This window comes from Heliobacterium mobile (assembly GCF_009720735.1).
GTDB lineage: Bacteria > Bacillota > Desulfitobacteriia > Heliobacteriales > Heliobacteriaceae > Heliobacterium > Heliobacterium mobile.
In genome coordinates this window covers 1-539 of the sequence record NZ_WNKU01000133.1, presented here as the reverse complement: position 1 = coordinate 539, position 539 = coordinate 1, and the positions used below count along the sequence as shown (strand labels likewise).

At 57.7% G+C, this 539-nt stretch carries 1 rRNA gene; it reads left to right on the top strand.

Features of this window, described 5'->3' with window-relative positions:
• Nucleotide 1 precedes the first annotated feature (1 nt).
• Nucleotides 2-539 (top strand): 23S ribosomal RNA (locus tag GJ688_RS21665); the annotation flags it as partial.

Here is a 539-nt window from a genome sequence, read left to right as displayed (position 1 = left end):
AGGTCAAGTTAGTAAGGGCATACGGTGGATGCCTAGGCGCTGAGAGGCGAAGAAGGGCGCGGACAGCTGCGAAAAGCCACGGAGAGCCGCAAGCAGGCGTAGACCCGTGGATACCCGAATGGGGCAACCCGTCCGGAGTCATATCCGGACATCGCTGACTGAATCCATAGGTCAGTGAAGCCAACCCGGGGAACTGAAACATCTAAGTACCCGGAGGAAAAGAAATCAAGCGAGATTCCCCTAGTAGCGGCGAGCGAACGGGGAAGAGCCTAAACCGTCTCTTCGGAGACGGGGTTGCGGGACCTTCATCCCGAATGAATCATCCTAGTCGAAGCGGTCTGGAAAGGCCCGGCACAGCAGGTAACACCCCTGTAGGCGAAAGGACGAGACATTCCGAAGGGATCCCAAGTACCGCGGGGCACGTGAAATCCCGTGGGAATCCGGGGGGACCACCCTCCAAGGCTAAATACTCCTCAGCGACCGATAGTGAACCAGTACCGTGAGGGAAAGGTGAAAAGCACCCCGGAAGGGGAGTGAAA